Genomic DNA, 25766 nt, shown 5'->3' with positions numbered 1-25766 from the left:
TTTATTATCGCAGAATAAACACTATCGCAAATATCAAAGCCACAAACCAAGCGACTAGATATGTTCTTGCATTATCTTTCTTTGTAGCTAAAGCCCAGACTACAAAAATCAGAGAAACGCCTAACATTGCAGCGGTGATATACCCTGCCACACTAAAAGACGTATTGTTAAATTCTCCCGACCATCCTTTTATCTGGTTCAATCCTTCTACAGCATCATTCATATTTTTTTCTCCTTTCTTCTAAATACCGGTTAATAGCAGCATAAGTAGATCCTGTTTCCTCAAAAAGCTGTTTGAGCCTAACCACAGTCGATTGTCTTGAATCAAAAGCGACAGCGGCAAATTCAGATACTTCATTGCGAAAAACATAGGTTTCGTTTCCCAATTTAATGAAGAACTCTCTCCACTTGATCTCATCATCCCTATTTTGCAGACTATCTATCATTACTAGTTCTTCTTCTGAAATAGAAAGAATATCTCGCAGATTGGGCAACTCCTTTCTATAACTTGAATGATCCAGTATTACTTTAGTATCACAGTTTATAAGTATTGAATCCTTGATCGCCGGTGGACAGTTCTTCAGGAACAGTACATTTTGGGCAGCTATCGTTATAGCCCCGTCTTTTTTACGGAATGTACGATACAAATAGGCGATAAAATCACCAAACTTATCATCACTTAAAAAGTCTAGGGCTTCATCGATAATCAATTCCTTATTAACTCCTTCACGCTTCTTGATCTTATCGATAACCATTTGAAGCGTGATAATCGCTACCAAAGGAAAATACTCCTTCTTTGCTGCGTCTTCCATATCAAACGCAATTAAATCATCGTTAACTATATCAATATTTTCAGTTGCGTTCAACAAAAAGGATAGTTCTCCATCCGTGTAAGGTTCTAGTAGTAAAAGCACTTCCTCTATCTCAAATCTACGTTTTTCAAAGTCAGTCATTTTGTAAATAAATACATCTCGCAAGAAATTCCGGTATTCTATCAGATTAGGAAAAATCCTTTCATTTGTTCCATCAACAGAAGAATTATTTACATACTCATAAAATGCGATCACTGATTTTCTAAGAATAGCTTTCTCGGTGGGATCGATAGGCTTATTTTGTTTCCAGATATAGGATAAAAGAGCACAGATCGTTTTAATAAGATCCTCGGCTGCTTCTGCATCTGAAGTATCAATATAAATATATCTACCATTCCGATCACGTTCACACAAGAACGGGTTAAAAGCAAACTGTTTCTGATTTGTAGAATCAAAATATTTACCTCGGTGCAGGCTAATCATAGACCTGTAAGATCCACCGATGTCAATAATTGTAATATCATTACCCAAAGAATAAGACTGATAAATATAGTTGTTTAGCCAAAAAGACTTTCCGGAGCCGGACGGACCGATTACTATTTTATTTCTATTGTTTAAAGCCTTGTTATTCCATAAATTTATCAATGCAGGATTTCCGAATCGGTCATTATACAAATGCCCTTGCAGATCAGAAATATAAATACTATCTTTTTGCAAATAACAAATCGCCTGTTTGGTCGTATTGATAAATCCCCTATAATTGCTCCGAGCATTCCCCGGTATATTAGAAAAAAATAAATTGCACAACTCCGCATTCTCGACATAACAAGAACTTTGGTTCATAAAACTAAATCCCTGCTGTGCCAATGAAATTTTCCGAATTAGAGAAGAACGATCCGGATCATTGATAATCACATTAAAAGCTGTATAAGCTGTTTGATAATCAAAATCCGTAATTTCTTTACAGAAAAGTTCTTGCTGTTTTTGCTTGTCTTTAGCCGGAGGATAAAAGTTAGTCAAATAGTTTAGCCCGTTTTTTTCAGCATTAATAGCCGTTAGCGTAGTATCTGTATCTGTTATTTCTATCACAACATTTACAATGTGATCGAAAGGCAAACCTAGTCCAACCGGGTACAACATAGAACATTTAGACTGTATATTCTCCGGAAGCTCAATCGTACTTCCATACGCTTTTGATTTACCCGTATTGGGTACATTCAGCTCATAAAGATTTTCCCCTTCCACGGTAAGAGAAAGCATCGCTAAATATTCTTGTCCAACCTTCAGATCACCGCTAGGAGTTACCATAATTGGGCTAACTGTTTCTTGAGTAGCGTCTTTTGTTGGTTTAGCATACGAGAGATTAAGATAATCAAAGACAGCATTATTTAAGTCTTTACTATCCATCTTCTTTATCTCAAATTGAGTTATAGAAGATAACCCATTTTCAAAATTCAAGATTTTCGGTTCAATCTCTGATAACCTTTCTTCATAGTTCTTGTAGGGCTGTTTAAAAGGATAATTGAGTTTTTTAAGCAGCGATGTATTAGAAGCCTTTTTTCGCACTCCCTTTTTCAAATCTGTATTGGCAAAAGTGATATACAAATTTGTATAGCAGTTTATTATTTGCTTGTTATTAAAGTGTTTAATACTTTCCGCTTTCAATGGATTAACAGAAAAGTCATTGTTCTTATACTGGCTTACATAGTAAAAGCACTGCTGATGCACCACCGTTGCAGGAGGTAACATCTTAAAAAGCCCCTCTAACCTCTCATGTATATATTTTGCATCTTCCTGCGAAAGAGTAAATACTTCCGGAAGAAACAATCTGTATCCAATGGTTAAATCTCCGCTACCGTTTACTATAACGCTATCCGTTATGGTCTGGATCGGTAGTACAGCCGAAAGATCTATTGATTTATCAGATATAGGAACTTCAGAAGGACGCATAAAAAGTATGGCGAGTAATGTAATGACACCACACAGTAATAATGCCGATATAATAATAAATCCTATCATTTTATTTTGTAATTAGTTACCACATAGTAGATATAAACTCTCTGCAAGAAAAAGCGACAGCCTTAATCTGTATCACGTATTCCGCAGGATTTCAAGATCATTTCTGCTTCATTATAAAATTGAATACCTTATGTTTATCTATTATCTGTTTAGGGGTTGCAGATCTAACCGATAAGCCAGTTAGATAATCCGGATTGCCAGCTTTATGTTCCCGTTTTAGGTTCTTGAATAAGATACCTGAAGCAAAGAATATAGCTCCCATGACACTAACTATGATTACCGGATGCACATGCTTAAATATGCAAACAATTATAATCAAAGCATTTGCCAACATAAATAGACCAAATTGTCCCGACGTTAAGCCAAAGAACTTAATTGGTCTATTTATCTTTCTTATAGTCCTCATTAATCAGATAATAAGGAAAGCTACCATAATAACCGCAACCGCAATGATCCAGCCGAGCAGATACTCCTTGGCGTGGGGATTATTCGTTGCAAGGGAATAGATCACAAATACTAAAGCTATGCCAAGCACGGCAGCTAATACATACTTTGCGATATTAAGAATCGTATCAGAACCTTCTTGCGCTTTCGATTCAACATCGGACAAACTGCTAATTTTTAATGCGCTTTGGGCTTCTACAACTTGAGGAACAACAACAAAAGTCAGCAGGAAAAGCCCTAAAATCATAATAATACGCTTGTGTACACTAACAAAATCTACACTCTTTTTCAAAACTTGTACCATAATCTTAAAATTTTAATTGTTATTTTATACATGTTATTTATATATCAATCTTGCTTAAAGCGGAAAAATCAACACTTTCATATTTGACAAAAACATCATCTGATTTTTCCGAAAGTACTTGATGCTGGAATGGTGGTATCTTACCAGCATAATAGTACGCCCGGTTTGAAATATACATATCCGCTATCTCTCTACTTAATTCTTCATCATCTGAAAGATCCTTTTGAAAAACTATTGTTATGCGTGGAGATAAAACTAGATCAGAATCAGATTTTTCTTCTTCAACTGATAGTGAAGCTGTACACTCCGTTTTCTTTTTACTTCCGGAAAAATAGACCAATCCTAAAATTAGAATTGAAACAATAACTATCGTAACTATCGCCAGATCAAATAATGAATAATTAGTGGCTAGATATTCAGTCATTTGTATATTTATATAAGCGACCATATTAGTATAAATATTACTAATGCAACGATATACGTAATTATAGCTTCTTTCATTTTCTCATGATTAGTTATTATTTTTTTTATAACCGCAAGACCTGCACAGACAAATCCGACACCGGCTAGCATTTCGCCACATTGTTTGAATAAGTCAATCAATGCGCTTACATCAGCTGATAATAATATCATAATCAATAAATAAGGACTTTAACACCAAGATTCCAGACTGTATTCCATTTGCTTGCATAGCTAAACGGACTCCAATACTGCTTAACACGTCCAAGTATCGCAACTCGTGGAGATACAAAGTATTCTAATTCAGGCTCGATCTTTAAACCAAGTAAGAAATCATACTTATTATCCTGCCTCTTGTACGCTTCTACACCTGTAAAAAGACCTAGACCTAGGCTAAAATAAAGTGAAGAAAGATTTGTCGCAACTGTTTTGAAATAAGCAGCATCAATATAGTAATCTTTTGCTGTAGAGCTAAAAGAAACTATCGTTGGAACTTCCGCAGTATTGCTTTCATAACTGTAGTTATAAGACTTTTCAAAATAGTTCAAACCTATTTTCCAGTAAGTTGTTCGACTCCTATACTTTGATACTGAAAGGTTTAAGTTAGTATTATTCCTACCAAAAATATTCAATCCATAGTTTACTTCTAGGGCTGAAATACCTACATAATGCCGTTGTGCATAAACACTATGTGTACATGCACATAACACTAGTAATAAAGTTAATTTTAATAATCTCATATTCAGTTTAAAAAAAGGTTCGTTATATTGAATGCAAAATTCAAATAAATATTTAAAACAGCAAAAATTTTGTGGTTAAATATTGTAATTTTTATGTTTTCTCCCATAATTCAGGCTGAACACATTTCCAACCAGCGGCAGCTAAATAGTCCCGGATTCGTTCTTCAGGAACTTTGCCCCCTTTTTGAAAGGTCGCTTTATCATATTTCGCCTGAATAGGTGAACGTAGGGAATTTACATACCACTTTCTTTGTTTAATAAGCTCGCGGAAAGAATCTTCCAAAGTCAGTTTATCCATTTCTTTAATATTAAAAAATGTATATATAGTTTAATGTATCAAAAAATCGAATGTTATATAACTTATATATGTTATATATATTGTATATGTTATATATCTTTGTTGGGCGATTAATTCATGCAAAGATATAGATTATTAATTTAAAACATAAATGATTATGGGAACAACAATCTCAAACACCCAAATTGATAAGAGAAAGAAACTGTTGGATCTGCCGGAAGACGTTATAACTGTGCTATCCGTACAAGCAGCTAAGGAAGGGAAATCAGCTAAAGCCTTTATGGAAGGCTTATTGATCTCCGCTGCTAATGATTTAGAAGATATAACAACTTATACGTTTCTTTCCAAGAATCAACCTGAAGGGCATGTCATGGTTAGTGAAGCCGAACAAAAAGCCTTTGAACAGAAATATGGTTTATCATGAATGTAGAATATTCAAAGCCATTTTTAAAGGCAGTAGATAAATTATCAGGGAAAGTTCTGTCTTCTGTCCTTGATATGATCCGGGAAGTGAAGAATGCTAATGGTATTGATGAAATTACTAATTGCAAGAAACTCATTGCCTATAAATCAGTATATCGGATTCGTATAGGAGATTATAGAGCATTCTTTATTTTCCACGTTAAGATTGTAGATGATACAGTTAAATTTGAATATCTAGTATCAAGAGGGGAAGCATACGATAAAAAAGTACAGTCAGAGTTACGGAAAAAGGATAAATGATAATTTATTATGGAAAAAGAATTAAGCCGGGTTCCACGCCTATTAAGTGAAAGTTACAATTCTGGGCTAATTGAGCGCTTATATGATTCTGGCGGTAGTGTAATGCTAGATATTATAATTTACCTTTGTGGGAATCATATTAGAGATCTATTTGGTGAATCATGGTTCTCAATAGAGGATTTTTGTAATAAAATGGGTTATAATCGGACAAATCTTCAAAGAAAACTATCTAAGGAACAGCTGAAGGATCTTTTTGGAAAACGCTCACCTCATTATATCTGTAAGGATATAAACGGGGAGGAAATAAGCCACCCCATAGAAACCGTTTTTGAAGCCGCCCTTTATAAACTTGGCTTAGAAAATATGTCTTATCCTGTTTCTACAAGCGAAGGCACTTCATATATATTTATTCAGATCCTTACCAAATTTGAAATCCGGACAAATTTTAAAACCAAGAAAGGAACGAAAAGATTATATAGTGCTACTCTGAATAATCTGATAAAGGATTCTGTTTATACTCTCTATAATCTAATTGAAAGTCAGGATTATAGAGAGTTACCTTCCAAATATCGATATTTCTATTTGGAACTATCGAAAATGATATATCTTATTAAGTATAAAATCAAAACAGGAGATGCACCTAGTTACAGATTAACCGTTGATCAGTTGGCTAAGTTGTTCAACCTCAATTTTGAAGAGAATAAGGAAAGGAAAAGAAATGTAACAAAAGTTTTGAAGGGGATAAATGAACACTTGAGATTTACCAACTTTCAATTTAAGTACGTTAAAGGTGCTAATGATAAATGGGCATATACGGTAGATTTTGAATTTTCTCAAGAAACGCTTGATTATTTTGATGAACGCTATACCGCTATGTTTACTCAAAGATTCTATAGTGATCTGTTATGGAGATACGCTGGTTTAGCTTTTCCTAATTGTGCGGTAGGCAGAGATCGGGTTAACAAAGTTGAAGATATAAAATCTGATCGAAACTTGTATGAAGATTATTTGGCATGGGCTAATTCTCCACAAAACAAAGCACTGAAAGAGGAAGTATATAGGGAAAATTTCTTTCGGGTATTTGGAAAAACCCCTGAAGAGTTTGGATTAACTAGTAATGCCCCGACTGTGACACGTGAGCCAAAGGAATTTATAGTTAAAAATCCACCTACTGTGACACCTGAACCGGAAAAGATTATCTAGCTGTGTAAAACACTACACTTTTCAATTCTGTTAACATTTCCAGCTGTGTAAAACACTACACTTTTAGGTTTCCAGCTGTGTAGAATGCTACACTTTTGGGTTTCCAGCTGTGTAAAATACTACACTTTTAGGTTTCCAGCTGTGTAGAATGCTACACTTTTGAAAATTTAGCTGTGTAAAACACTACACTTTTGAATTTAGCTGTGTAAAATACTACACCATATTAAAGATATCGCAAAAAAATAAAGTGTTGATTTTTAGATAATTAATGAAAAGTGATTTTTTCCAGCTGTGTAAAAGGCTACACCATATTTCTTAATATAACCTAAAAACCTAAACCCCCTATAATCCCCCAAAGGGGGACAGAAGAAATGACCGGAAAAATGATATTTTTCCTTCAGCTTATATCATCATACTTTCGGAAAAATACTATCGGGCATGACAAATTGTCATATTTTGAGGAAAGTAATAATTCTCCAATCTCCTTTAATCAGAGGTGAGAAAGAGAAACAACAGCTGTTTTACTTTTGGTATACGTTAAGTAAAATGTTTTTTTTGGCATGTATCAAGAAAAAACACATTTTACTTTATTGTTTTACTAAATTATTTTACTACCTTTACAAAAAGTAAAATGATAAAAGCATAATAGATATGACTGATGATGATATTAAAGATTTGAAGAAAGATTTACTTCAGTTGTTTATGAAGTACAATGTTTCCATAGGCTTCACTTGTGCAGACTGTAGTGATACATATGGATTATATGATGATCATATAGTTATACAGGATAATAATAGTAGGGAAAATGTACTAGAAACTGATGGATGGTGGTTAAATATAAGCCATTTGCGATAATTTCAAATAATAAGAAAGGAGTAATAATATGGCAATTGATACAGAAAGGATATTTCTTTTAGCAACTAAAAAAAGCCAGCGAGTGGAAAATCTGACCTATTGTATAGGTGTGCATCGATTAGGAACTCCAAACATGGAGTACATTCTAGGAGAAACAGACAATGACCGTGAATATAGGCAAGGTGATGAAGTTTCATATATTTATCATGCGGAATATGCCTATACGTTGCAGGAGGCTCTAGATTGGCTAAATAATGTAAATTAGTATAAAATGAAATCCTCAATAAATGTTTAATGAAGAATTAAAATCCTCGTATTATAATGAAGATAGGATATGCACGTGTATCGACTCCGGATCAGAATCCAGCTTTGCAATTGGAAGCATTAGAAAAGGCTGGTTGTGAGAAAATTTATCAAGAAAAAAAATCAGCGTTTAAAGAACGTCCTGAATTAATCCGGGCATTAGAAGATCTTAGAACTGGGGATATCTTATATGTCTGGTCGTTGGATCGTTTAGGCAGATCCATGAAGGAAATCCGGACGAATGTAGATCTAATAATGAATAAGGGAGCGCATCTTGTCGATGTAACGCATAATATCGATACGTCCACTCCTTCCGGGAAACTTTTGATCCCGATATTTTCAATGTTGGCAGAAATCGATCAGGTTTTACGTACAGAAAGAACGGTTGCAGGTTGGGAAGTCGCAAAACGTGAGGGAAGAACAGGAGGAAGAAAGCCCGGCTTAAATGATTTAGCGAAAAAGAAAGCCGAGCAGGCAAAGAAAATGTATCTGTCAAAAGATCCCTTCTATTCAGCAAAAGAGATCGCTTCAATTCTCAATATCTCCACGAGAACTTTGTATAAATATTTGCGTTCTGTTGGGGTTGAACCAAAACAAAACCAGTAACCGGTTATCTCTTAATGGAAAGTAAGGTAGGAAATCCCCTACCCTATTTCCATTTTAACTTGTTGCAAAGCCCCTTTGAGTTCTTTCATTGTGTCCCTTTTGTGCTTCTTGCATTCTTCCGGCTGAATGATTTGGAACTGTTCATCTTGGTAGTTGACCGCACCGCAAATCTTTCCGTCATGGTCGCAAATGGTATCATAACCGCCAAGTGTTTCACTTAGCCATAGCATACCGCAAGAGCATTGCACTTTTATTATTCCCATATATATATTTTTAGTTGATTATTTACATGTCTTCTATTGTCAATGATTTACTAATTAATATGATAAGGAAAGGTAAAACAACCTTTCCTTATGGCTATTTTTTTCCTAAAGTACCGTTTATGAATTTGCGTTTATAGCTTGCTATTTCTTTCTTATTTTCTTCCAAAAATGCTTCAAGCAGATTTCCTAGCATTTGCATCATTGGAACTTTTGACATTGTAGATAGTATTTTAAGTTCTTGATGGAACTCTCTAGGTATCTTTATCGTTTCCGTGTCTATTATCTCTCTTTTAGCGAAAAGCAAAGAAAGACCTTTAGGAAAAGATGATTCGGGAAATTCTGAAGGTTCTTCTGTCATATTCTCATTTTCCTGAATGATTTCTTCTTCTTGTACTGGAGCAACAACTTTAGCTGGTTCTGTGGTGCTGGCTGCTGGTTGTACTTCCGGAATTTTCTCTTCTGAAGTCTGTTGTGATGAAACAGATTTTATACTTTGAACTTTCTTAGCTTCTTCTTTACCAGCCTGTACCAATGCGAACATTGATGTTTTGGGTTTTCCTGTATTTTTCTTTTCTTCAGCCATAATTTCATTTTTTAACGTAATTGATTAATAATTGTATCATTTCTTCTCCGAAATCATCACAGGTGTGATTATAGTTGTTTATTATCGTAGAAAGGTTTCTTTGGTAATTAACTTTGCTTTCCTTGATATGATTGTTCAGTAGCTCGAAAGGTAAATTGTCTTTGTTTGCTATAAGCTCTTTATATTCAAGCAAATTAGGTGTTACCTTGTTAGGCAATCCTTTTACTATTGTTTTGTAACCTAGACTTTCTCGTTTAGATAAGATATTTTCCTTGTAGTAATTGTAGAACTTTACAGTGTGCAATACTTCGATTTTTGAAGGAGCAAAAGGTATAATGACCACATCCATCATCATTAGGGTTTCTACTACTCCTGCCTGTTTCAAGTTTCCCGGAAAGTCAACCACTATTATATCGAAACTTTCTTTGAGAAATTCTATGCTGTTAATGAAGTCTGATGAAGATATACTCATTACTTCATACTCGTCTTTTATATCCTCTTCCTGTTGTGCTTCATCGAAAGCTCTTAACTCCCCCATTGTATTTTGCGCATCGTCTATATCGACAACGCCAATGGTTAAACCTGTCTGCTCGTGGCTCTCATGTACATATCCTGCGAACAAGGCTGTTAATGTTGATTTACCTGTTCCACCTTTTGGGTTCTCGAATGCTACGAATATACCCGGTAATATTTTTCCCATAACGTTACGAGTTTAAATTTTTCGCAATATATGAATTAATAATCTAACTAACAAATTAATCAGCTTGTTTAACAAATAATTAACCAATAATCTTATTACATAACCATTTAATAAACTAATTAGTTAATTAAATGGTTAATTATACAATTAATAGATTAGTTATCTAGTTAATAAGTTATTTGATTTATTTATTAATTAGTTAATTAGTTTATGGATTAATTAGTTTTCTGATAAACTAGCTAACTAGTTGTTTTTTTGTTGCCGTGCTTTCAGTTCTTCCTTTTGTTAAGTTATCTGGTTACTTGGTTAATTAGGGAATCAGTTCTTTGGGTTGATTTTTCCGAAAGTATAGATCTTAAAGTTTTGGTGCTTTATAATTTTTATCTATCTTTGTATATGCAAGGTGTGGTTTTGTAGCTACAAAACCCACCTTGCGACAGCCGAGCTGACGAGTGATGTTCGTTTCACTCACATACATTAGAATAGAGAATAGGAATATAGAATGAAAGAGAATAGAACTAAAGTTATTCGGGCACGTCTTTCTGAAGAAGAAAAGGAACAGGTTTTCAGACGAGCTAAAGCTGAAGGTGTAACACTTTCTATGTATTTAAGAAAATCTGTTTTAGGGGAAAGGATAACTTCAAAAGCGGATATTCAAACCGTCTTTGAACTGAAAAAAATAGGTACTAATTTGAATCAACTTGCAAAGCATGTTAACTCTTTACCTGTTGATGAAAATATTCGTCTTTCATTGGAAAGTATAGAGATGTACATTAAAGAGTTGAAGCAAATAACAGATAAACTAATATGATAGCGGAGATACAAGACCCGTTTGTAGGAGAAGCATTAAACCGTAAAATCGATTATCAGTTAAAGAAGATTGAAAGCGGTGTAGCTAGGGAATTATATAATTCTTCTGGTGATTCTCTTATTAATATGTATCGTAATATGTCCCTTGTTGCTGGTCTGAATGATCGTGTGAAATCACCATATATAGAATTTATTCTTAGCAGCCCGATAGGGGAGGATCTTCCGGACGAAAAGTTTTCTGAAGTAGCGAAAGAATATTTGGAAAGAATGGGATACGGTGATTCTTGCTACACCATCATAAAGAACGATGATAAGGACCACCGACATGTACATATACTTGCCACTACGATAGACTTAAACGGCTTGTGGATCTCTGATAGTTACAGCAAGGGACGTTCTGGAAAGATCATGCGAGAGCTAGAGCTTAAACATGGGCTTGAAGTTATGGAGAAAGGAAAGTCTTCCCGGAACAAGACGTTGGGAGAATCCCAGTACCGGCAATATTTCTTTGACACAGCTTTGCACAAGGCTTTGCGCAGCCATAATGCAAAAGAACGGGTGAAGGATCTTCTAGGGCAGTCGGAAACCTTTAAAACGATTAATCCTGATATGACTAAGGCTTATACTAATGCGGAATGGAAAATCATATTGGGGGAAGATACATACGAAAATATGTTAGATATGTTATCAAAAGGAAAGTTCTTTAATCCATTACTCAAGGACGAGTTACTTTCCGTCATGGATCGTTTGCGTCAGGAATGCGGCAACATGAAAGAGTTCCGGGATCGATTGGAAAAAGAAGGGTATTATATGCGTCTGGTATCGGACAAGGGGAAATCTCATTATGTATATGGCATTCCTGATAGGGGCTTTTATCTGAAAGATACAGCCCTTCCGGAATCGTACCGGTTTGGGAAACTTTTGTTCGCCGGAAAACAAATGACCGCAGACGAGCAAAAGCATTATCTGTATAACCAGATCTTTGCAGTTCTTAATGGTTCATCCAGCTATGAAGATTTTAAAGACCGGCTAGCGGAGCATAATATAAATCTGATCGAGCACGTCAACGGTAAAGGGATATACGGCATATCCTTTGCCCTTACAAATGTCGATACTCCGGAAATCTTTAAAAGCTCTGATGTATCAAGGAGATTAACCTATCAGAACATACAAGACTTCTTCCAAAAAGAGCAGAATCCGGAACAGGGAAAAGAACAGGAGAGAGCAACACCCATCGATCCGGTTATCGTGTGTTATGCGAGTAATCCGCACGAATGGGAGAAGGATCTTATCTATATGTACCCGGTTGCCATGTCAATGGCTTTAGATAACGGATCAGGGAAGCACCGGAAAGGTGATGAAGATCTTCCGGACAACAAGAAAAAGAAAAAGCGAAATAAAGGATTATCATATTAATAACAAAATTGAATAGAAAATGCGCAAAAAAAAGAAGCAAATTAGTATGGAAGCAAATCGCTTCAAAAACGTAAGCGAATTGATAAAATCGTTTGAGGAGTATTCTGGGTTCAGTATTGATCCGGAAGAGATAGATACTCGTGATAAGCTGTTGGATAAAATTTCGGAAATACAGGACTATTTATCTAATGAAGTATCAGATATATGTTCTCAGTATTATTATGAAGCAGGACAATTAATGCCTGAAGATGAAGATTAACGTATAACGAATCGGAAATGAACGATATACTATTCAAAAAAATAAAAAGAGCAAACAGTAAATATGCTGAATACTTATCAGCTTGCGATAAAGTAGCTAAAGCAGCCCAAAAGCATATAAACTGGAACGATAGCGTAGGTTGTGCCTATATGCCGGGTGACGGTCTTTGCATAGAGATTGAAGCCCATGTTTGCCCAGCTACAAGATTTTTTGAGCTACCTGATATTATCGGTAATGATATGATTGATGAATACACATATCGAACCAATTGCATTTAATTTAAAACAAGTTAATCATGAACTACAGCGAAGTTTTAAATCCATACCAGCCGTTAGAAACCGGCGATTTCATGTACCGGTATTATATTAATGACCGGGAGTATATAATTTATTCACCGGAACGAAACAAGATATCCTGTTTGGAGTTGTTCGATTTCAAAGATCTTAGCGCTTTTCAATTATCTATATCCATCCAAGCGAAAGTACAGGTGCAATCGGAAAGCGAGGAATTGAAGGAGTTTAGTTTTGATCACGTATGTAGCAAAGAAGATCTGATAGCTTATCTCTTTGATATTACTGAAGGAAAAACGGAGATCCGGAAGGTGAGAAAGGTTTCAAATAACGAGGGCTATTTCCTTTTTGAACTGAAGAGTGCGCATAAGATCCGGAACTTTTACCAGTTCAACCCGGAAAGTAAAGAGTATCAGCTCGTGTTTGACAATGATATTTGCTGTGCAGCGATATATGAAGATGTAACTTCTGATGTCGTAAACGTGTGCTGGAATCCTGCTATCTTTAGTATATTAGAAGGACAGACAGAGCAGCAGAATACTTCTTATCTTCTGCCTTCTTCTAATCCTATCCTTTGTGCGCATGTCTGCAAGAAAGCGCAGGAGAGAAACGCTAGGATCAATCTGTACGTAGGCAAAAACGGCATAGAAGCTCTTTTGTTCTTTTCTTACTATATAGCTTCTAAAGGAATTGAGAAAAGCATTTCTATTTTTTCCGACAGTAAGCAGGTGACTGTAGAAATGGATCGTTGGAATCCTGTTACGGTGGTTAAACTTATGTCTAAGATGCAGAAAACGATCAATGATAAGTTAAGGAAACAGTTTGGGGAAGAAGATGAAGTGACCATTTACCGGCTGGAATCCGTAGCGGGGAAATCTTTTCTTGCTTTTCAAAACCATCCTCTAGCAATAGATGTGTTCTTTCGGAATATCATCCCGTTATATGGTTTGGAAAATATTGAGTATATAGAAATGTAGCTTGTTGTTTATCTGATAAACAAGAAAAAATTATTCTAAATAGGAAACATTTTTATAGGGAAATTGTTATTTTTGTGCAGTCGTAAACCGACCGTGTTTTTACATATTGAAGAAAAAAAGCGTTTAGCTGATTTCTGTGCAAGCGAAAAGTCCAAAAATTGCATTATACACAGAGAAACAGATAAATGCTCCCCGTGATATGCGGGGGGTATCTCCTGTTTGTGTGTATAGGGCTTGGACTCCCTCGCTTGCGGATAGGCGAATGCCCTTCCGCTTTTTTTATGTTTATTGGCTTGGTGTAGGGCACAAGCGAAAACCTTATGGCAATGGAAAAGACACAGCGAAAACAGTCCCTAAACTGCTTGTCAAACACTCCTAAGCTGTTTGACCTAAACGAACTACTAAGCTCGCTCAAGATCACACCCGGACAAATGGAGAACATGAAAGGGTTGATATACATCGAAGGGCTGACGGAAAAGCAAGTACGCCAAAGATTAAGCCATGCAAAGATCATCAGAACAAATAAATTCGGGGTTAATTCCTGCCTGTATTATATCCTCTTTGAGGATGTAAAGGGGAGATATTTGTGCCTGTTTAACGGTGACAGGGAATGTTTCAGAGCGTTGTTTTTCAGTATTCACCTGTAAGAAGTTACTAATGACAAAAAAGAAATTGCCCGTTCGTTTTACGGGTCAGCACTTTACTATTGATAAAGTGCTAATAAAAGATGCAATAAGACAAGCAAATATAAGTAATCAGGATACGGTTTTAGATATTGGGGCAGGCAAGGGGTTTCTTACTGTTCATTTATTAAAAATCGCCAACAATGTTGTTGCTATTGAAAACGACACAGCTTTGGTTGAACATTTACGAAAATTATTTTCTGATGCCCGAAATGTTCAAGTTGTCGGTTGTGATTTTAGGAATTTTGCAGTTCCGAAATTTCCTTTCAAAGTGGTGTCAAATATTCCTTATGGCATTACTTCCGATATTTTCAAAATCCTGATGTTTGAGAGTCTTGGAAATTTTCTGGGAGGTTCCATTGTCCTTCAATTAGAACCTACACAAAAGTTATTTTCGAGGAAGCTTTACAATCCATATACCGTTTTCTATCATACTTTTTTTGATTTGAAACTTGTCTATGAGGTAGGTCCTGAAAGTTTCTTGCCACCGCCAACTGTCAAATCAGCCCTGTTAAACATTAAAAGAAAACACTTATTTTTTGATTTTAAGTTTAAAGCCAAATACTTAGCATTTATTTCCTGTCTGTTAGAGAAACCTGATTTATCTGTAAAAACAGCTTTAAAGTCGATTTTCAGGAAAAGTCAGGTCAGGTCAATTTCGGAAAAATTCGGTTTAAACCTTAATGCTCAAATTGTTTGTTTGTCTCCAAGTCAATGGTTAAACTGTTTTTTGGAAATGCTGGAAGTTGTCCCTGAAAAATTTCATCCTTCGTAGTTCAAAGTCGGGTGGTTGTCAAGATGATTTTTTTGGTTTGGTGTCGTCTTTTTTTAAGCTGCCGCATAACGGCTGGCAAATTGGCGATGGAGCCGACTTTTAGCACAAATGTTGAATAGAATTACTAATCTTCAACATTGCACAAAAGTTCAATAGAAGTACTTCACCGGCTCTATTGCCAATTTGTTTGTTATGTGCCGTTTTATTCCATTTTATACATTTAACAATTGCTGAAACGTAAAGTCGGGTTTAAACATTTCAATTTCGTTTTGAGTTGATTCTTCTTGTGCTTCTTTGCCATAGATAAACATTTGCTGTTCATAATTTTTAACAGCCTCTTCAATGCTATTAAATTTTCCATCGGCTAGATTATCAGACAATATCAAGGCATCCACCAACCCACTATTTACTCCCTGCCCTGCAAAAGGCGGCATCAAATGTGCGGCATCCCCAATCATTGTTATGGGTAATGGGCGCTTGCTTTTCCAAGGCTTTTCTAAAGGAAATATCCGTGTAGCCAATCCTACAAATGACAACGTCGTATGAATCAATTCTTTGTAGCGTTCGTCCCAATCGGAAAATTCTTTCAGAAGAAAATCAACGACACTATTTCTGTTTTGAAAATCTACCTGCGTTTGGTTTTTCCATTCATCAGGTGTTTTAAAACTTATTCCAAAATGCAATGCACCATTATTATTGGGGTTAGCAAATAATAAATTACCTTGGTGAGATGCCATTAGCCGGTTTCCATTGCATAGCTGAAAAAATCCAGGACAGTTTATCTCTGGTTGATGAATATCGGCTTGTATATTGAAAGTACCTGTTTCTTCAACTTCCGTGTCGGTAACAAATTTTCTTACCTTGGACATCCCGCCATTGGCAAGAATAACCAAATCTGCTGTTTCACTCGGTTTATTCTCAAAAGTTAGTGTCCACTTCTTCTTACCAGGTTCAAGCACAACAAGTTTTCTATCCCAAATAACCGTGTCGTTTTCTAAACTATTCAACAAGATAGCCCTTAAGTCATTTCTGTTTATTTCAGGATTGTCAAATCGATTTTCGGGCTTTACATTTTTTGTGGATAAAATATTGCCTTTTTTATCAGCAATATTTACACCCATTGGTAAGGCTAAGTCATAATAAGTTTGTAACAATCCCGCTTTTTTCATTGCTTCCTGACCTGAACCTTTGTGTAGGTCAAGGGTTCCACCAAAAATTCTTGCCTCTCGGTCGTTGTCTCTTTCGTAAACTGAAACGTCTATGCCGTTTTGCTGTAATAATTTTGCCATAGTCAGTCCAACGGGTCCACCACCAATTATTGCAACGTTCTTATCACTAAGTAAATTCATTTGTTTGTCTGTATCTATTCGCATTGTCATTCAAAAATGGCCCATAACAATGGCTCGGCGAATTGGCGAAGTAGCGAAGCTGTATCGAAGATACAAAAGCGGAGCTATTTAGCCAAGTCGCTTGTTGTAAGCAGTCCGCGAAGCGGCGGCTTACGGCAAGCGACGTAAGTCGCCGAGCCATTGTTAGCAAGGAGCGCAGCGGATTGCTAACAACGGTTTGCAGCTATACGCAGGCAGGGATTTTTACCACTAAGCTACCTACGATGAACTGAACTTTAAATTTACCACTTTCCTGTCTTACGAAGCACGAACCCCCTGCTTGCGTATAGGTGATGTTATGCGGTCGGCTTTCATTTTCTCTTCTTTCTCGTTAATTTGTCAAGCAAAGTTACTAAATTTGCAGTCAAGCAATTTCAATTTTTGAATTATGTATTTCAGCAGACCTTGGACTTCTATCTAAGTGATAGGCAGTCCTGAATAAATTCCAATCAATCTTTTAGGGCAAGACAATCAGTCTATGCTTTGTGTGTGCTGTCATTTTTTTTGATGGCATTGCTTTGTCGTAGTTGCTCTGTCGGGTAATACTGTCTATTCACTTCTCTGTGATTTGAATTCAAGGTATTACTAAATTAACCCCCTATAAGATAGAATTGTAAAGTTCTTTTCATCCGCAAAATGGAATGAATAGAACGTAATATTCATATTGTTAAAATCTATTAACGGGGGGGGTAAATTCTAATTTGTATTTCTACATGCTTTGAATAATAAAATATATACATATTTTTGAACCATTAAAATATAAACTTTATCATGGAAAAAGCAAATATAGGATTTAAAGCCGGGATCATCTTAGAAAAATTAGGCGAAACCGGACTTATAACCATTGCCGAGCTTGCGAGAAGGCTAAATCTTGCGGCTGATGAAACCGCACTCGCCGCCGGGTGGCTCGCACGTGAGAATAAGATATACATCGAACGGCGAAACGGTTTGCTGTATATCAGGAAAGAGTGATACAACGTATCAAAAGGATAAACGATAAACGCTGGAATGTTTGCAGTGCGTAACACTATTGATGTAAAAGTGCTTTTCATTATCCATTTGAAACCATTTATAAACTTATAAAAAATACAGGTATGGATAAGCACATCATCAGAGAGAACGCAGGGAAACTCTGGCGCTTATTAAGCACAGACGTACACCGGAAATGGAATTTGCAGGAAGTAAAGGAATTGACAGGGTTCAATGATCTGGAAGTCGCCAGTGCGATAGGCTGGCTCGCTCGTGAGGACAAGATTCAATTCGAGCTTGAACACCACGACACTAAGGATAAGAACGCATTACTATACCTTATGTTGAACGTCTATTTCTAAACACCTCCCTTTGAATTGTAAAAGCCTCCGGCGGGGTTTTCGCCGGGGGGGGCTTCTTGCATTTGCATATATAACCTCAAAGGCAAGTCAAATCGGACGGGGTGGCGGTCGGACGGCTGAAAAGTCGAAAACGTAACACAGGCGTGTTACTACTTGTCTTTGACAAGGCATTTTTTAGGGGTGCTGGCATACAATCCGAAAGGGGCGGGAACGGCTGTTCCCGTTTGTTCTCCCTGCAACCTACAGGATATTAACCTTAAATCATTAAGTGATAAACACTATATTTAATAACCCCTTTTAGCCAACAAATTGTTATCTTTGCGTAGGGTAAACAAAAAATAAGCTTATGAAAACTGCTATGGAAAAAAAAGAAACCGGCTTAATGAGACAGATCGGTTATCTCTCTTTTGTCGTTGTTTTGTTGTATGGGCTTACGCTATTTGCGGTTTCTTGTGACAATGATGAAGATCCTCCTCTTCCTCCCGCAGTGGAAAAAGTAGTGCTGGCATTTGGTGTGGATCAGGGTGAAGGTCAGCTTTCGGCTAAACCGGAGTTGGAAAATACGGCTGCGGAAAAGATAGGAGAATTGATCTCTCCGGCTGAAATAGCGAAAGGCACAACGGTGCATTTTCGTGCTACCCATTCCAAATCATGGACAATCATGTATTGGAAAGTCAATGGCGTCATTATTCGTTCTGTGGAGCCGGAGCAGACTTTCGTCATCGATGAGCATAAGGAGGTTCGGGTTGCTTTCAAGCCTTACAAGTCACCGGAACCGGAGGGGCTGTAAAACAAACTGTGTCAGCAAAGCAATAAAATATTAATTTTGCTGACACAGTTTAATTGAATTCTCTTTTTGCTGTTCATTTGCTTTATTTCAGGACTTCGCCCTTCTCGTTGAAGAACACTTCGCTGTCCGTGCCTTCTGCATCGGTAAATGTCACCTTGTAGGTCTTTGTGCCTTCCTCGCTTTCCTCAACTGCGGCTTCCTTGATTGTCAGGTCTGCGAAATCCTTCTTGATCGTGTCCTGAACCGCCTGCGGCAGATCCTTTACCTCGATTGGCTTATAATCGTTCACCATTACCACAATCTCAACATCCGATACCATGTTGCCGGCGAATGCCACTGAACTACCCAATCCCATAACAAGTGCTACTGCAAATAATACCTTTTTCATAATCCAATCTATTTAAATATTTAACATATGGTTTCTGAAAGACAAAGAACAAACATTGTGCCAAACAAACAAACAAGTCATATATACCTGATAATCAAAAGCATACAAAAAACACATATATTTATTGAAGAACTGTTATCTGTGTATCATTTCCACATTTTGTGGAAACGATACACAGACTTTCTACAATTGCCTCCGGCGGGGTTTTCGCCGGGGGGCTTCTTGCATTTGCATATCTATCAAAAAGAAAGCAATATCGGAGCGTTACACCATAAAAACAGCTAGCCGGTTATTACAAAATGATATTGCCACAGTTGAGCATAAGGACAGGTCCAGCTATAAAATGGAGTAGGAGAGTAGCAAAATGATATTTATGTTTTAGGCGTTCCCTTCGGTCAGGCTTTCCGCTTCTACATGGTAAACGCTTCAATCCTTAACGCATAATGCCCACCCACCCGAATAAGGTAGGCTATTTTCCGATTGATCGGTTCGGTGAGCCATCCGGTAAACCGAATGACTTTCACCGATCCGAACAGTCGGAAAAGGAGTACCCGGAATAAACCTTTCCGGCTGATAGGTGCAAGCACTTACCAGCTGGAAAGATATATTCCTGCATGGGTACTCCGGTAGCCGGTTGTTTGATCCCGTTATTATACTTTCGGAAAAAATCTGTGTTTAGATACTTTTTTCTGTGTTTAATCCTAGTTCTTTGCTATCGCTTTGGGCTAGTTTGATGTTGCTTAATCCGGGAGCATCAGAGGGCAGACCGAAGATCTTCTGGACTGCTATCATCGTTGGAGCCGGTGCGGATCCTTTCAGGTTGTTTATCGCTTCCGGAGAAGGGATATATCCTTCATCCTTTAGGAAAGAGATCTGTGCAAAGTCATTTTTTTTTATGGCAAGAAAAAAGTCTTTTTCTTTTAGATATTGATCTACCATTTCTTTTAAATCATCTTTTACTAATGACCAGTAGTTACCCTTGAAGCAATCTATTCCTTCAGGTGATTCTTTTACAGAATCTATTTTTTGAAACCCATTTAATATACCTTCCTCTGTAACACTCCATTCGTTCCTTTTTATTCCCCAGTCGATCATATCTTTGAATGAATATTTTTCATTTAGTTCGTGGATATCCCAAAAGTCTTTTTGTCTTGGTTCTTCTTCTGTAATGGCAGATAGTTTCATGGCTGCTATTTCCCGTATGTCTGCTATTCGTATGTGGTCGATTTCTTGTATGGGGAAAATAAATTTTTCAGTATAGAAAAAATCGACTTTAATTTTGTCTATAGGGGAGTCCCCCATGTATAGTGTACATCCTAAAGCTGATGTGTCCAGAGAATCTGTATTCTCGGAATATGGAAAACTCCTTTGAATAAACTCTTTCATTTCTTTTGTATTCATGGTTCCATAATCTATATCAGTGAATAAATCTATGTCAATAGATCTTCGATGTCCTAGTTGTAGGCTCAAACAGGTTCCACCTATAAGCGTGAAATCTTTAAAAATAGGACTATTGACCAGCTTTTGCAGAGTTTCTTTTAATAAAGGAGAAACAGTTTCATAATGTAAGTTCATAGAATGTATTTTTGATAGTTATCGTTTCTTGTGTTACTATTCCATTTGTTTTTTATGTTGGGAATGACTTGTTTTATGGTTTCTATTCCATAGAACCGAATAATCTCCTTGATCTCGATATCGTTGCCATATTCAAAAGCCCGTTGTATAACCCATTCCTTGTTCCTTATCCAATTTATCTTATCTATTCGTGTGTCCCAAAATAATCCTTTACTTAGTTTAGATAAGTCAGGATGTTTCTTTCGCTCTTCTTTCATTATGAAGGTATATATGTCATGGTTGGCTTGTATTTTAAAGAAAAAGCCTTCAATGTTTATGTTTAACGCTTTTTCTATTGAAATGGAGGCTTTTATAGTGAATTTTCGTTCCCCTTTTATATAGTCACAAATACGTTGCGGATATTCATTTGACATATGCGCTAACTTTTTTTGAGATATATTCCTTTTTTTAAGGATTACATCCAATATCTTACCTGCCGGAACATCTTCCATTGACAAGTATTTTTCATATTTTATATTCATAGGACTATAATTTTGTTTTGGCAAAAATAATGACTCTTAATACAATAACCAAATTTGGTTATTGTTATTTTGGAAAAATTATAATGCCTGCTCAATATTTTTCCCGATTGTTTGCCTATCATTTTGGGCTAGCTTTATGTCGCTTAGTCCGGGAGTATCAGAGAGCAGACCGAAGATCTTCTGGACTGCTATCATCGTTGGAGCCGGTGCGGATCCTTTCAGTTCGTCTATTATTTTAGGGGAAGGGATATACCCTTCATCCTTCAGCCCGGCGATCCGGGTAAAATCGTTTTTTTTTATGGCATCTTGGAACTCACATTCCTTGCCTTTTGATATGGATGCTTGTAGATCATCGTTCCAATCACTGTTTACCGATAACTCCACGTTAGGCAGTTGAAGAACTTTATCCTTCAGTTCTTCAACTGGCAGACCTTCAATATTGGGTAACTCTTGACCTTTTAAGAATGTATCTAGCTTCAGCGCATATTTATAGCCGTTGCTATCATTGTCAAATATATAAGTAACCTGATCGGTTATATTATTAATATTTTGCTTTGACAGGAGCAGCTTTATAACGCCCATTTGTCCCTGTGTGATGTTCCCTTCAGTGCTGATATATAAGATGTTCTTTTCGGTATTCAGAAGCTTCATTTGATAATGGGACGCAGCATCGATCATGCTTTCACTGATATATATATGCTCTATTGGTCTTGTCTTGTCATGCTTAGACACTACGATACTATCGTATTTGTTGCCTGATATGCCTTTGAAGCTCTTGCCGTCTTCAGGTCTTATCCCCCTTTGGGAAATACCCTGAAAGCCGTTTTGGTTAATAAGTCTGGTACAGGTATTATTATAGACTTTTCCATCTTTCCGGTGTTCCCTAGAGGTGAATACCCCGGAAAATACCGGTGAAGATAGTGTATCTTGAGTAATTCCTCTCTTTTGCAAGAAATCCCCTTGATAGGGTTTCAGTTGGCTGTTCAGGAACGCCAGCTGATTAGGATCTAGTTTTGCGTTGCTAACTCCAAACCGGCTATCTTGAGATAATACGACTTCTTTATTGTTTACATAGTTCTGAACGGCTTCCCCGGCTTCTCGCAGGCTAGGCATTCTCCCGGTCTGGTCGTAGATATGCTTCTGCATTAGATCTATGATAGTCTTTCCTCGTGCTTCTCCGTGAACGTCCCAATAGGTATAGTAATCCTTACTATTCTTCTTGATAATAACGGTATCGGATCCGTTGCTCATCTTAGGGGACGAGTTGGAAGATCCGGAAACAAACTTCCAGCCTAAATAGAGAAAAAACTCCGGAAGGGAAACATCCCTTTTCAGTTTGTCAAAGTCTACTTTCATAACGTCAGATTTTTAGGTTATTACTTTTATCTTTACCTAGCCCTACATTATCGCTTTGGGCTAGTTTGATGTTGCTTAATCCGGGAGCGTCAGAGGACAGACCGAAGATCTTCTGGACTGCTATCATTGTTGGAGCCGGTGCGGATTTTTTCAGCTCGTCTATTATTTTAGGGGAAGGGATATACCCTTCATCCTTCAGCCCGGCGATCCGGGTAAAATCGTTTTTTTTATTGAATCTGAAAAAATAGAATCGGTTATTTGTTGCTGTGTTCTTATGATGATAGGATGATCCTGTATGTTATTCAGGATCTCCTTATCAGAAAACAAAAGATCCGGCTTATATTTCCCAGCGTAGAAGTTTGACAGGTACAGTTCCTCTGAAGGCTCTAATTTCATTAGCGAAGATACGAAATCAGCCACCTTATCGTTGATCTCCTGCATGGGATATTTTCCGCTGTTGGTATGCATCATCGGAAGTAGCTGCTGCCTTATCTCCGTAAAGGTCACATTCTCTATGCTTTGTTTTGGATCAGCCTTTAACATTTCCTTATTCTCCGGATTGCCAAGAGAAGAGTAAAAAACAATGGATTTCCTTAAAAGATCCCTTTCTTCTTTGCTCGTCAATATATCAGAGGATGCAAGGGAGAAGAGGTCATATATATCTCTAGGCTTACATCTTTCATAGAACGCCTTTATCTTTCCTGCAAACAATTCGATAGGATTGACGTAGTTTACTACAAATGAAGTCTTGTTCTCTCTGATGAAGGGAAACTCAATAGATTTAACTTCCGGTTTGAATATATGGGATCGATTATGATAGTTTATATCTAGTTTTATCTTATCTCCGCTTCCTGTCACCGTATTATAGTGCAAAGAGAGAGAATCTAGGGTAAAATTACTTCTTTCGGTCTTCCTATACCCGTTCTGCTGGAAATAGCTATCTAAAGCCTTGTTGATTTGTTCTCTCTCCGCTAACATATCCTCTTTAGATACGTTTTTAGAGAAATCAAGATCCAGATCGACAGAAAGCCGGGGAAGATCGAAAACAAGCAGGTTTATAGCCGTTCCCCCCTTCAGTAACAATTTACCGCTAAACTCCGGCTGATTGTTAAGGTCATTGAGGATATTGGATAATCGCATAACTTTCTCTATTCCAGCAACCGTAAAATTATTTTCTTTTGCTAGTCTAGTGATTTCTTCTTGTGTATAATCAAAACTCATAATATACTCCTTTCTCTATTTCTTTCATTACATCTTTAGGCGCACATACATTCCATTCCTTGAAATAGGTATCACAACGGGAAGGATTTGTAAGGTAACTTGTTGTATTACCCATCTTCTTTTTACATACATCGAAGAACATATCCGATAGGTTTAGTTGTTCCTGAAGCTGGGACAGGATGAATCCTGTACGTTGATACAGGCTTTTCTTTTGGTATAGCTTCAGGCATTCTAACATATCTTCTTCTATTACGGAATCCGGATCAACCTCGATTAAGGCAAATAACAGTTCTTCAATGCCACCGGCTAAGCCTATATTGTTTAAGCAGTCAATTATGGTTTGGCTGATTGATGTAACCGTGATAGGATAGCCGGTATCTTTTTTTGTAACCAATGGTTTGTATATAAACTGCAAAGGCTTATATACATAACGCTGGTTCAGGTACTCAAAAGACCGGAAGGGAGTAGAACTGTGCACATAAAGCCAGTTAAATTCCTGTGTCTGTAACATATAGAACTCTAATGCAGAATGATAAGCTAGGCAACCATTATCAACGGAATTGCAAGCTATCTGATACTTGTTCTGTATGTTAGCCGGCAAATATACTCCCCGGCGAATATGTGATAACAAACCTCGCTTTTTCCAGTTGTAAAGACGGGATTTCATGGTGTTATATCCTACTGGTTGATCTATGCTTATCATGCCTGTTTCTTTATATTTAGATATTATATTACTCATTTTACTTAGAATTTATTTCAAAGATATCAAATTTGATAGTATTGAGCAAATTTCTAAGTATATTTTTTATATTTAAACTTGATATTATCAGTTAGTAGACAGATAATTAAGAATATACTTTCGGAAAAATATTCTCTTATCTTTTTCTGCCCTGTATGTTAATCCCTTCTATCCTTAGATACTTGTATAGGGTAGCTCTGGAAACTCCTACTATCCGGCAAACATCATCTATCGTGCCTATTTCATTTTGTAGATACTTGGTGTATTCTATAGCCGCTAGTTTAGCTTTCCTTTTAGCTTGATCTGTTAGACCGGGCTTGCGTCCTCCTATTCGTCCTTTTGCCTTTGCTGAAGTCAAACCGGCTATTGTACGCTCGGAAATTATATTTCGCTCCATTTCTGCAATACAGCATAAAAGATGAAACGCAAACTTTCCGATTGGTGTTGATGTATTTAATTGCTCTGTTAGACTAATTAGAGCAATGTTTTTCTTTTCAAGAGCTTCTTGAAGTTTTATAAGTTCGCAGGTTCTTCTTCCTAATCGGTCTAGTTTCCACACGATAAGCTGATCTCCTGTTTTTAATTTTGCAATTAAAGCATCTAAAACAGGCTTATTTTTATTCTTTCCAGATATTTTTTCTTCACAGATGTGATCCACTCCGTATAAACGTAATGCGTCCAGTTGGAGATTTAAGCATTGATCCGGAGTTGATACACGTGCATAACCATATTTCATAATTTTTACGGCAAAAGTAGCACGTACATAGCCTTTGAAAAATATAGAGAAGGTGATTTTTGAATTTATTAAAACGAACCTTTTTTTAAACTGAATATGAGATTATTAAAATTAACTTTATTACTAGTGTTATGTGCATGTACACATAGTGTTTATGCACAACGGCATTATGTAGGTATTTCAGCCCTAGAAGTAAACT

The 25766-nt window shown here is 36.7% G+C and carries 33 protein-coding genes; 16 read left to right on the top strand and 17 right to left on the bottom strand.

Annotation, left to right across the window (positions count from 1 at the left end; genetic code table 11):
* Positions 1-4 precede the first annotated feature (4 nt).
* From C1A09_RS15750 to C1A09_RS15715, 6 genes are all read right to left on the bottom strand, one after another.
* Positions 5-223 carry a hypothetical protein gene (locus C1A09_RS15750; protein WP_005783216.1) on the bottom strand — a complete coding sequence of 73 codons (219 nt, stop codon included), beginning with the start codon at positions 221-223 and terminating at the stop codon, positions 5-7.
* The gene (locus C1A09_RS15745; protein WP_032541958.1) at positions 216-2831 is read right to left on the bottom strand and encodes a TraG/VirB4 family ATPase; all 2616 of its coding nucleotides are present in this window, start codon (positions 2829-2831) and stop codon (positions 216-218) included. Before C1A09_RS15745 ends, C1A09_RS15750 begins: the two co-directional genes overlap by 8 nt.
* Before the next feature lie 409 nt (positions 2832-3240).
* Positions 3241-3522 carry a hypothetical protein gene (locus C1A09_RS15735; protein ID WP_172885953.1) on the bottom strand — a complete coding sequence of 94 codons (282 nt, stop codon included), beginning with the start codon at positions 3520-3522 and terminating at the stop codon, positions 3241-3243.
* A 94-nt stretch (positions 3523-3616) separates the two neighbouring features.
* Entirely contained in the window at positions 3617-4027 is a 411-nt protein-coding gene (locus tag C1A09_RS15730) for a hypothetical protein (RefSeq protein ID WP_005783224.1), read from the bottom strand.
* A gap of 187 nt (positions 4028-4214) precedes the next feature.
* A complete protein-coding gene (locus C1A09_RS15720; RefSeq protein WP_005783228.1) occupies positions 4215-4778 on the bottom strand; it encodes a conjugal transfer protein TraO in 564 nt (187 codons plus the stop codon).
* A 91-nt stretch (positions 4779-4869) separates the two neighbouring features.
* Positions 4870-5076, bottom strand: coding sequence for a hypothetical protein (locus tag C1A09_RS15715; protein WP_005783125.1), 207 nt, complete (start codon positions 5074-5076; stop codon positions 4870-4872).
* A 157-nt stretch (positions 5077-5233) separates the two neighbouring features.
* Between C1A09_RS15715 and C1A09_RS15710 the strand changes: the two genes are divergently transcribed.
* From C1A09_RS15710 to C1A09_RS15685, 6 genes are all read left to right on the top strand, one after another.
* Positions 5234-5500, top strand: coding sequence for a hypothetical protein (locus C1A09_RS15710; RefSeq protein ID WP_065421929.1), 267 nt, complete (start codon positions 5234-5236; stop codon positions 5498-5500).
* Entirely contained in the window at positions 5497-5799 is a 303-nt protein-coding gene (locus C1A09_RS15705) for a type II toxin-antitoxin system RelE family toxin (RefSeq protein WP_005783129.1), read from the top strand. The genes C1A09_RS15710 and C1A09_RS15705 overlap by 4 nt, the downstream gene beginning before the upstream one ends.
* A gap of 9 nt (positions 5800-5808) precedes the next feature.
* Positions 5809-7002, top strand: a complete 1194-nt coding sequence (locus C1A09_RS15700; RefSeq protein WP_005783131.1) for a hypothetical protein — start codon at positions 5809-5811, stop codon at positions 7000-7002.
* Positions 7003-7653: 651 nt separating this feature from the next.
* Complete coding sequence (locus C1A09_RS15695; protein WP_032541951.1) at positions 7654-7857, top strand: hypothetical protein; 204 nt, start codon at positions 7654-7656, stop codon at positions 7855-7857.
* Positions 7858-7939: 82 nt separating this feature from the next.
* Positions 7940-8122: a hypothetical protein gene (locus tag C1A09_RS15690; protein WP_245875063.1), complete on the top strand. Its 183-nt coding sequence runs from the start codon at positions 7940-7942 to the stop codon at positions 8120-8122.
* A gap of 56 nt (positions 8123-8178) precedes the next feature.
* Entirely contained in the window at positions 8179-8766 is a 588-nt protein-coding gene (locus C1A09_RS15685; protein ID WP_005783137.1) for a recombinase family protein, read from the top strand.
* A gap of 38 nt (positions 8767-8804) precedes the next feature.
* Here the strand turns inward: C1A09_RS15685 and C1A09_RS15680 are convergent, their stop codons facing one another.
* The 3 genes from C1A09_RS15680 to C1A09_RS15670 form a co-directional block, all read right to left on the bottom strand.
* Complete coding sequence (locus C1A09_RS15680) at positions 8805-9029, bottom strand: hypothetical protein (protein WP_005783138.1); 225 nt, start codon at positions 9027-9029, stop codon at positions 8805-8807.
* Between the two features lie 94 nt (positions 9030-9123).
* On the bottom strand, positions 9124-9612 hold the full coding sequence (locus tag C1A09_RS15675; protein ID WP_005783140.1) for a hypothetical protein: 489 nt from the start codon (positions 9610-9612) through the stop codon (positions 9124-9126).
* Between the two features lie 4 nt (positions 9613-9616).
* A complete protein-coding gene (locus C1A09_RS15670) occupies positions 9617-10312 on the bottom strand; it encodes a ParA family protein (RefSeq protein WP_005783141.1) in 696 nt (231 codons plus the stop codon).
* A 502-nt stretch (positions 10313-10814) separates the two neighbouring features.
* On the opposite strand from C1A09_RS15670, the gene C1A09_RS15665 reads away from it, so the two are divergent.
* The 7 genes from C1A09_RS15665 to erm(F) all read left to right on the top strand — a co-directional run bounded on the left by C1A09_RS15665 (position 10815) and on the right by erm(F) (position 15522).
* Positions 10815-11123 (top strand): plasmid mobilization protein, encoded by a 309-nt coding sequence (locus tag C1A09_RS15665; RefSeq protein WP_005783145.1) that lies wholly within the window; start codon positions 10815-10817, stop codon positions 11121-11123.
* A complete protein-coding gene (locus tag C1A09_RS15660; RefSeq protein ID WP_005783146.1) occupies positions 11120-12538 on the top strand; it encodes a relaxase/mobilization nuclease domain-containing protein in 1419 nt (472 codons plus the stop codon). Before C1A09_RS15665 ends, C1A09_RS15660 begins: the two co-directional genes overlap by 4 nt.
* A gap of 46 nt (positions 12539-12584) precedes the next feature.
* The gene (locus C1A09_RS15655) at positions 12585-12797 is read left to right on the top strand and encodes a hypothetical protein (protein ID WP_032581880.1); all 213 of its coding nucleotides are present in this window, start codon (positions 12585-12587) and stop codon (positions 12795-12797) included.
* Positions 12798-12814: 17 nt separating this feature from the next.
* Entirely contained in the window at positions 12815-13075 is a 261-nt protein-coding gene (locus tag C1A09_RS15650; protein WP_005783148.1) for a hypothetical protein, read from the top strand.
* Positions 13076-13092: 17 nt separating this feature from the next.
* A complete protein-coding gene (locus tag C1A09_RS15645) occupies positions 13093-14064 on the top strand; it encodes a hypothetical protein (protein WP_005783149.1) in 972 nt (323 codons plus the stop codon).
* A gap of 326 nt (positions 14065-14390) precedes the next feature.
* Positions 14391-14711 carry a hypothetical protein gene (locus C1A09_RS15635; RefSeq protein WP_032541962.1) on the top strand — a complete coding sequence of 107 codons (321 nt, stop codon included), beginning with the start codon at positions 14391-14393 and terminating at the stop codon, positions 14709-14711.
* A 10-nt stretch (positions 14712-14721) separates the two neighbouring features.
* A complete protein-coding gene (gene erm(F) / locus C1A09_RS15630) occupies positions 14722-15522 on the top strand; it encodes a 23S rRNA (adenine(2058)-N(6))-methyltransferase Erm(F) (RefSeq protein WP_002682030.1) in 801 nt (266 codons plus the stop codon).
* Positions 15523-15734: 212 nt separating this feature from the next.
* Here erm(F) and tet(X) read toward each other — a convergent pair whose 3' ends face one another.
* Positions 15735-16901: a tetracycline-inactivating monooxygenase Tet(X) gene (tet(X), locus tag C1A09_RS15625; protein WP_101546096.1), complete on the bottom strand. Its 1167-nt coding sequence runs from the start codon at positions 16899-16901 to the stop codon at positions 15735-15737.
* 780 nt (positions 16902-17681) lie between these two features.
* On the opposite strand from tet(X), the gene C1A09_RS15620 reads away from it, so the two are divergent.
* The 3 genes from C1A09_RS15620 (at position 17682) to C1A09_RS15610 (ending at position 19031) form a co-directional block, all read left to right on the top strand.
* Entirely contained in the window at positions 17682-17882 is a 201-nt protein-coding gene (locus C1A09_RS15620; protein ID WP_005783162.1) for a winged helix-turn-helix domain-containing protein, read from the top strand.
* A 122-nt stretch (positions 17883-18004) separates the two neighbouring features.
* Entirely contained in the window at positions 18005-18241 is a 237-nt protein-coding gene (locus C1A09_RS15615) for a winged helix-turn-helix domain-containing protein (protein ID WP_005783165.1), read from the top strand.
* Between the two features lie 346 nt (positions 18242-18587).
* Positions 18588-19031, top strand: coding sequence for a hypothetical protein (locus C1A09_RS15610; RefSeq protein ID WP_005783167.1), 444 nt, complete (start codon positions 18588-18590; stop codon positions 19029-19031).
* Positions 19032-19113: 82 nt separating this feature from the next.
* Here the strand turns inward: C1A09_RS15610 and C1A09_RS15605 are convergent, their stop codons facing one another.
* The 7 genes from C1A09_RS15605 to C1A09_RS15570 form a co-directional block, all read right to left on the bottom strand.
* A complete protein-coding gene (locus tag C1A09_RS15605) occupies positions 19114-19419 on the bottom strand; it encodes a hypothetical protein (RefSeq protein ID WP_005783170.1) in 306 nt (101 codons plus the stop codon).
* A gap of 675 nt (positions 19420-20094) precedes the next feature.
* Complete coding sequence (locus tag C1A09_RS15600; RefSeq protein ID WP_101546094.1) at positions 20095-20994, bottom strand: nucleotidyl transferase AbiEii/AbiGii toxin family protein; 900 nt, start codon at positions 20992-20994, stop codon at positions 20095-20097.
* Complete coding sequence (locus tag C1A09_RS15595; RefSeq protein ID WP_032541952.1) at positions 20991-21515, bottom strand: helix-turn-helix transcriptional regulator; 525 nt, start codon at positions 21513-21515, stop codon at positions 20991-20993. Before C1A09_RS15595 ends, C1A09_RS15600 begins: the two co-directional genes overlap by 4 nt.
* A 78-nt stretch (positions 21516-21593) precedes the next feature.
* Positions 21594-22871 carry a toprim domain-containing protein gene (locus C1A09_RS15590; RefSeq protein WP_005783182.1) on the bottom strand — a complete coding sequence of 426 codons (1278 nt, stop codon included), beginning with the start codon at positions 22869-22871 and terminating at the stop codon, positions 21594-21596.
* Between the two features lie 195 nt (positions 22872-23066).
* Complete coding sequence (locus tag C1A09_RS15580; RefSeq protein ID WP_101546092.1) at positions 23067-24092, bottom strand: nucleotidyl transferase AbiEii/AbiGii toxin family protein; 1026 nt, start codon at positions 24090-24092, stop codon at positions 23067-23069.
* Complete coding sequence (locus C1A09_RS15575) at positions 24082-24831, bottom strand: type IV toxin-antitoxin system AbiEi family antitoxin domain-containing protein (RefSeq protein WP_005783186.1); 750 nt, start codon at positions 24829-24831, stop codon at positions 24082-24084. The genes C1A09_RS15580 and C1A09_RS15575 overlap by 11 nt, the downstream gene beginning before the upstream one ends.
* A gap of 136 nt (positions 24832-24967) precedes the next feature.
* On the bottom strand, positions 24968-25567 hold the full coding sequence (locus tag C1A09_RS15570; protein ID WP_005783188.1) for a recombinase family protein: 600 nt from the start codon (positions 25565-25567) through the stop codon (positions 24968-24970).
* Positions 25568-25766 lie beyond the last annotated feature (199 nt).

This window comes from Bacteroides cutis, assembly GCF_900241005.1.
Classification (GTDB): domain Bacteria; phylum Bacteroidota; class Bacteroidia; order Bacteroidales; family Bacteroidaceae; genus Bacteroides; species Bacteroides cutis.
This window is presented reverse-complemented; position numbering and strand designations above follow the sequence as displayed.